The organism is Arthrobacter saudimassiliensis, from assembly GCF_059090665.1.
Window position 1 is genome coordinate 183,053 of the sequence record NZ_JBNHFX010000005.1, and the last position, 6,042, is coordinate 189,094.

Annotated in this window: 5 protein-coding genes; 2 read left to right on the forward strand and 3 right to left on the reverse strand. The window is 69.1% G+C overall.

Annotation, left to right across the window (positions count from 1 at the left end):
- Window positions 1-2: 2 nt before the first annotated feature.
- Window positions 3-1,733, forward strand: a complete 1,731-nt coding sequence (locus AC5RV6_RS16895) for a glycoside hydrolase family 13 protein (protein WP_494008520.1) — start codon at window positions 3-5, stop codon at window positions 1,731-1,733.
- Between the two features lie 80 nt (window positions 1,734-1,813).
- Here the strand turns inward: AC5RV6_RS16895 and AC5RV6_RS16900 are convergent, their stop codons facing one another.
- Complete coding sequence (locus AC5RV6_RS16900; protein WP_494008530.1) at window positions 1,814-3,130, reverse strand: FAD-binding oxidoreductase; 1,317 nt, start codon at window positions 3,128-3,130, stop codon at window positions 1,814-1,816.
- Between the two features lie 54 nt (window positions 3,131-3,184).
- The gene (locus AC5RV6_RS16905) at window positions 3,185-3,691 is read right to left on the reverse strand and encodes an SRPBCC family protein (protein WP_494008521.1); all 507 of its coding nucleotides are present in this window, start codon (window positions 3,689-3,691) and stop codon (window positions 3,185-3,187) included.
- 143 nt (window positions 3,692-3,834) lie between these two features.
- On the opposite strand from AC5RV6_RS16905, the gene AC5RV6_RS16910 reads away from it, so the two are divergent.
- Window positions 3,835-4,092, forward strand: coding sequence for a hypothetical protein (locus tag AC5RV6_RS16910; protein ID WP_494008522.1), 258 nt, complete (start codon window positions 3,835-3,837; stop codon window positions 4,090-4,092).
- A 67-nt stretch (window positions 4,093-4,159) separates the two neighbouring features.
- Here AC5RV6_RS16910 and AC5RV6_RS16915 read toward each other — a convergent pair whose 3' ends face one another.
- Window positions 4,160-5,872: a thioester domain-containing protein gene (locus tag AC5RV6_RS16915; RefSeq protein ID WP_494008523.1), complete on the reverse strand. Its 1,713-nt coding sequence runs from the start codon at window positions 5,870-5,872 to the stop codon at window positions 4,160-4,162.
- Between the last annotated feature and the right edge of the window lie 170 nt (window positions 5,873-6,042).

Sequence of the window (6,042 nt, forward strand, 5' to 3'; positions counted from 1 at the left end):
GCATGGAGAAACCGCTCGAAGAAACCGTTGATCCGCACACCGGCCTTCGCGTGAAACCCGTCCATCTCCGTCAGCCCGGGCACCAGTGGTGGCGCTCGTCGGTCATCTACCAGGTCTACCCCCGCTCCTTCCGCGACCTGCGCGGCGACGGCGTGGGCGACCTTCGGGGCATCACCGCGGAGCTGCCGCGCCTGGCCGAGCTGCACATTGACGCCGTCTGGCTTTCGCCCTTCTACAAGTCGCCGCAGAAGGACGCCGGGTACGACGTCGAGGACTACTGCTCCGTCGACCCGATCTTCGGCACGCTCGAGGACTTCGACGCCCTGGTCGCCGAAGCGTCCCGGCAGGGCATCCGGATCATTGTCGACCTGGTGCCCAATCACTGCTCCGACCGGCACGTCCTGTTCCAGGCCGCCCTGGCTGCCCCGGCGGGCTCCCCGGCCCGGGACATGTTCGTCTTCCGGGGCGGACGCGGTGAGCACGGCGAGCTGCCGCCCAACAACTGGGAATCCCATTTCGGCGGACCGGCATGGACGCGCATCACCGAGCCGGACGGCACGCCGGGCCAGTGGTACCTGCACCTGTTCGACTCCTCGCAGCCGGACTTCAACTGGGACAACCCCGCCGTGCACGACGAATTCGAGCGGATCCTGCGCTTCTGGCTGGACCGCGGCGTCGGCGGCTTCCGGGTGGACGTCGCGCACGCCCTGATCAAGAAGTCCGGGCTGCCGGACTGGGGCGGGCGCGCCGACGGCTCCACCAGCGAGGGATTCCCCGGCCACGAGGCGCCGATGTTCGGCCAGGACGGCATCCACGACATCTTCCGCTCCTGGCGCCGGATCCTCGATTCCTACGACGGGGACCGGGTGCTCTGCGCCGAGGCCACCATCGATCCCGTCGAGCGTCTGGCCAAGTGGGTCCGCCCGGACGAAATGCACCAGACGTTCAACTTCGCCTACCTGCACCACCCCTGGGATGCGCCCGAGCTGCGCCGCATCATCGAGTCCTCGCTGACCGCCTTTGACGCCGTGGGCGCGCCGACGACGTGGGTGCTGTCCAACCACGACGTTGTCCGGCACGTCTCCCGCTTCGGGCTGCAGGCCCACGACCTGCGCAGCGGCGACGGCATCGGCCCCCGGGACCAGCAGCCCGACCATGTGCTGGGCCTGGTCCGGGCCCGGGCCGCGACCCTGCTCATGCTGGGCCTGCCGGGCGGGGTGTACCTGTACCAGGGCGAGGAACTGGGGCTGCCGGACCACACCATGATTCCGCACGAATTCCGGCAGGACCCCACCTTCCACCGCACCGGCGGTGAACGCGTCGGCCGGGACGGCTCCCGGGTTCCCCTGCCCTGGCGGAAGGACGCGCCGTCGTACGGGTTCTCCGAAGCGGGAGTCAGCTGGCTGCCCCAGCCCTCGGAATGGGGCGAGCTTGCACGCGACGTGCAGGAACAGGACGCCGACTCGACGCTGAACTTCTACAAGCATGCCCTGGACCTGCGGCGCCGGCTGGACCTCGGACACGGGACCCTGGCCTGGTGGGTGCAGGCACCGGCCGATGTGGTCGCCTTCGTGAACAACGGCGTCCTGGCGATCATGAACATGGGGACCGAGCCGGTGGAGCTTCCCGCCGGCGAGCTGCTCGCGGCCAGCGTCCCCGGAGCGGGCGCGCACGGGAAGCTGGACCCGGACCACGCCGCCTGGATCCGGCTTTCCGCCCGGGACGCCGACTAGCCTCCCGCGCCCGACGGCGGCTGCACCTCCATCTGGGGCAGCCGCCGTCGTCGTCGCGGACAGGGCCTGAGCGGGCCCCGTCAGGCGATGGCCTTGCCGGGGTTCAGGATTCCCGCCGGGTCGAACAGTTCCTTGATCCGTCGCTGATACTCCAGCACCTGGGCGCCCTGCTCCAGCGGCAGCCAACGCAGCTTGTACTGGCCCACGCCGTGCTCGCCGGTGATGGTGCCTCCCATGGCCAGGGCCACGTTGACGGACTCGTCGAGTGCTGCGTTGAGCCGGTCCAGGCCCTCCGGCGCCTCGTTCGTGTTGATCCAGAAGGTGGGGTGCAGGTTGCCGTCTCCGGCGTGGGCCACGACCTTCAGCTTCACCCGGTGGGTCTTGGCCATCTGCTCAAGTTCGGCAATGTAGTGCACCAGCTTGGAGCGCGGCACGGCAACGTCCTCGCCCACCCGGAATTCGTCATCGACCTCGTCGCCGCGGCTGTGCCGGCGCAGCTCCACCAGCCGGACGGCTTCCTCGGTGTCCTCGGTGCTCACCGTTCCGCCCAGGTCCGTGAGGACGCGGCGGACCATGGCGGCCTCGGTTTCGGCAGCGAAGCCGTCGGTCTGGATGAGCAGCAGCGCTCCGCCCCGGGCCCGCAGGTCCGAGCCCTGGGTGCTGTCCAGCGACACCATGGTCTCGCCGTCGAGCAGTTCCATGATGGCAGGCTGCACCCGGGCCGCACCCACTGCCAGCACACCGGCGGCGGCGGTCTGGAAATCCGGGAAGAATGCCGCAACGGTGCAGACCTCCCGGGGCAGGTAACGCAGGCGGACGGTGATGCCGACGACGATGCCCAGGGTGCCTTCCGAGCCGGTAAACAGCCCGGTGAGGTCGTAGCCGGCTACGCCCTTGAAGGTGCCGTGGCCGGTGTGGATGAGCGTGCCGTCGGCCAGGACCACGTCCAGGGCGAGGACGGAGTCGCGGGTGACGCCGTACTTGGCGCAGCGGAGGCCGCCGGCGTTGGTCGCCACGTTGCCGCCGATGGTGGAGATCCGGTAGCTGGCCGGATCCGGGGCGTACATCAGCCCGTGCGGGGCGACGGCGGCATTGAGGTCGGCGTTGATGACGCCGGGTTCAACGACGGCCAGCTCGTCCTCCACCCGGATGTCCAGGATCCGGTTCATCCGTTCCAGGCTCAGCACGATGCAGTTGGCGGTGGCATGCGCGCCGCCGGACACGCCGGTGCCGGCGCCGCGGGGCACCACGGCGGTGCCGGTGCTGCTGGCCCAGCGCATGACCTCCTGCACCTGTTCAACGGTGACCGGCAGGACGACGGCCAGCGGTTCCACGAAGTCGAGGACCGGGCCCTGGTCCCGGCCGTACGCGGCCAGCACATCGGGTTCGGTGGACATTTCAAGGCCCGCTACGTTGCGCAGCCCGTTCAACACGTCAGTCATTCCATCAGGTTAGCGAGCACCCATGAACCGGGCGTAGTGTGTCAGCGCCTGATCCCAGAACGCGTGGAAGTCCGCCACCTCTCCGTCGTCGCCGGCATGGATGTCGGTATGCCGGAGCCGTACCGTGGTCCCGTCCGCGTCCGGGCCGGCGGAGTCCGGGCGGGCAGGCGGTCCGGAGGCTTCGAATCGGATCGTGACGTTCCCCGGCCGGCCCGGCGCCTGGCCGAAATGCCATTCCAGCCGCACCCCGCCGTCCGGCTCGACGCCGGTCACAGCCGCCCAGAGCAGCTCGTCTCCGTCGGGGCCGGTCTCCACCAGGTTCCCGTCCTCGAGCTCGAGATACGTTCCGGCTCCGAAGCGGGTCAGCTCCGAGGGCCACCACAGGTGGATGTACTCCAGGAACCCTGTCGCGGCCTCTCCAGTTTCACGGGGAACAGTGCGGGAAAGGTCAACGTCGGGCCGTCCGCCGTCGTCCTCCGGCGCGGAGTCGGCGGCGTGGGAAAAGAGGGAGTCCATGAATCCAGCGTAGCCCCGGCGCTTGCCGCATCTCACGCGCCTCCGTCCGGCATCTCACCCCGGGTTTGGCGAGGGTCCCCCTCCGCCGAGGCGATACTGAAAACGGGGGACGACCGGAGTGGACTCAGCGGAAGGAACGGAGCTTGCGGCACAACCCCTTGGACGATCCTTACAACGGCTACGGACGGAACCGGTCCCTGATGCACCGGGTGCCCGGCGACGGCTTCTTCGGTCGCCTCACCCGGCTCGGGACCCTTCCGCTGGTGATGCTCCTGCTGTTGCTGCTGGGTATCGCCGGCCTCCTGCAGCTGGCCGACGGCCTGCCGTTCGTGTCGGTGGCGGCAGCACCGTTCGCCGTCGGCGCTGATCTCCCGGGACCGCCTGCAGGGTCCCGAGGGTAGGCGGACAGGGATCGGGGGCCACGGTGCGTTCCGTGGCCCCCGATCCCCTCAGCCAGCTGCCAGGGAATTAGTCCTGCAGATTGTTCCTGCGTCCGCGAAGGAGCGCGGAAACAAGCAGCGCGGACCCGGCCGCAAGGGCTGCGGCACCGGCCGACAGCAGAGGCAGGGCCGACGAGGCACCCGTCTCCGGCAGGCTGCCGGGCTGGTCGGGAGCGGGCGCCGGCGCCTCTTCCCGGGTGACGGTGTTCGTGATCACCGCGTCGACGGCGGCCCCGGGCTGCACGGCGACGGTCACCGGGTCCCCGCCGGTCACCTGGACGCCCTGTACGGCGCCGGACGCCGTCTCGGTGACCGTGCATTCGGTGCCGGCCGGCAGGTCAGCAAACGCCTGCACGTACTCCCCGGCCGCGCTGCCGGCGGGCAGGAGGATGGTTTCGTTCAGCACCTCGCCGCAGACCACATTGACGGTGATCTCGCCCTGCAGTCCGGCGCCGGTTCCGGTGACCACCTTGGTCACGTTCAGGCTGCCGGGCCGGTAGCTGACCGTGTTGGTGACGGCGACGGCGGCGCCGTCGGCGGTGAGGACAGCTTCCTGGGGAGCGTCGGTCGTGACATCCACGGCCGTGGTGGCACCCGTAACGGGCTCGGTGATCACACAGGTCGCTCCCACCGGGATATCCGTGAAGACGAATGTCGCAGGCTCAACGGCGCCGGCCGGTACATCGGCGGTGAAGACATACCCCTCACCGCAGTCGATCAGCAACTGCCCGGCGCCCTGCTGGCCTGCCGCGTTCCCGAGGAACGATTTGGTCACCGACAGGTCTCCCACCGGGAAGAACTCGGCAGTGGCCTGGGCCGTCGCTTCCAAGACCGCGGTCTGGGCCAGGATCAGCCGCTGGGCATCGGTGATGGCCGGATTGTTGCCGTCGTACAGGTACACCTCGCCCCGCTGGACCGTCACCGCCGCCCGGGCCGATAGGACACCCGAGTCCGGGATGACTGCGGCACTGCGGATCCAGATCTGGGTTCCGGAAGCGACCTCGGAGCCGTTCGCAATCTCCACCGTTCCAGCAGCGTCGCTGTACATGGTGAACCCTTCGGGAACCGACACGGTGACGACGGCGGCGTTCTCGGCGGCCACGGTGAACGGGCCGGCGGGAGACCCCACGGGCGCGGCTGCCGACGGCGGCGTGATGGTGACGTTCGGTGCCGGCGGTTCGACAACGGGCCCGTTGGCCTGCGCATCCGCAATGATGGCTTCCACAGCAGGGCGGATGGCTGTCTGGTCGGTATTGAGGACAAACCCGTCAGAGAAATACCAGATCGCCGCCTGCACGGCCGCCGCCTGCTGATCTGCGGTCAGGCCGGCAGGCGCTGCGGGATTCGCGGGATAGTAGTTGTTCAGGATATATGCGACGTAGCCGACGTTCGCGACATTCGATTCCGCCCAGGTCCCGTTCTCATAACCGATTCCCGGCTCGGTCAGCACCCTGATGTTGATGCAGTACATCTCTCCCGTGAGGGTGGGGTCGTCGATACTGGCGGTGGTGATGATCCCGGCAAAACCGTTCTCCGGGGTGTAACCGGCCGGCGGCGCGTCCGGGTAGGGCGCCGTGGGATCCTGCGGCGTCGGAGCGGCCGGGACGGCACCGAGGACGTTCTGCCCCGCACCCGTACCAGTCATCTGGATGTCGGTGTTGGGGCCGAAGATCGGAGAAACGACACCGGCAATATCGCCCACCCGTGCCTGTGCCGGGGCTGCAAAGGGCAGCAGGACCATCGCTGCAGTGACCAGGAGCGCCCACCAGGCTGTGTGTCTGCGCCTGCGGTGTGTTCCTGGTCGGGTGGTGTGCGCGCGTGACCGGACGTGATGCGACCTCATGGGCACCTTCTTCAGCAGTGAGAGTGATATCTGCACATGCCGCAGCTGGCTGCTGCCGGCACGCGCCG

Bases quoted from the DNA above. Each gene is read 5' to 3' on its own strand.
- AC5RV6_RS16900 (WP_494008530.1), bottom strand. From the start codon at position 3,130: ATGTCCACCGAACCCGATGTGCTGGCCGCGTACGGCCGGGACCAGGGC.
- AC5RV6_RS16905 (WP_494008521.1), bottom strand. From the start codon at position 3,691: ATGGACTCCCTCTTTTCCCACGCCGCCGACTCCGCGCCGGAGGACGAC.
- AC5RV6_RS16895 (WP_494008520.1), top strand. From the start codon at position 3: ATGGAGAAACCGCTCGAAGAAACCGTTGATCCGCACACCGGCCTTCGC.
- AC5RV6_RS16915 (WP_494008523.1), bottom strand. From the start codon at position 5,872: ATGGTCCTGCTGCCCTTTGCAGCCCCGGCACAGGCACGGGTGGGCGAT.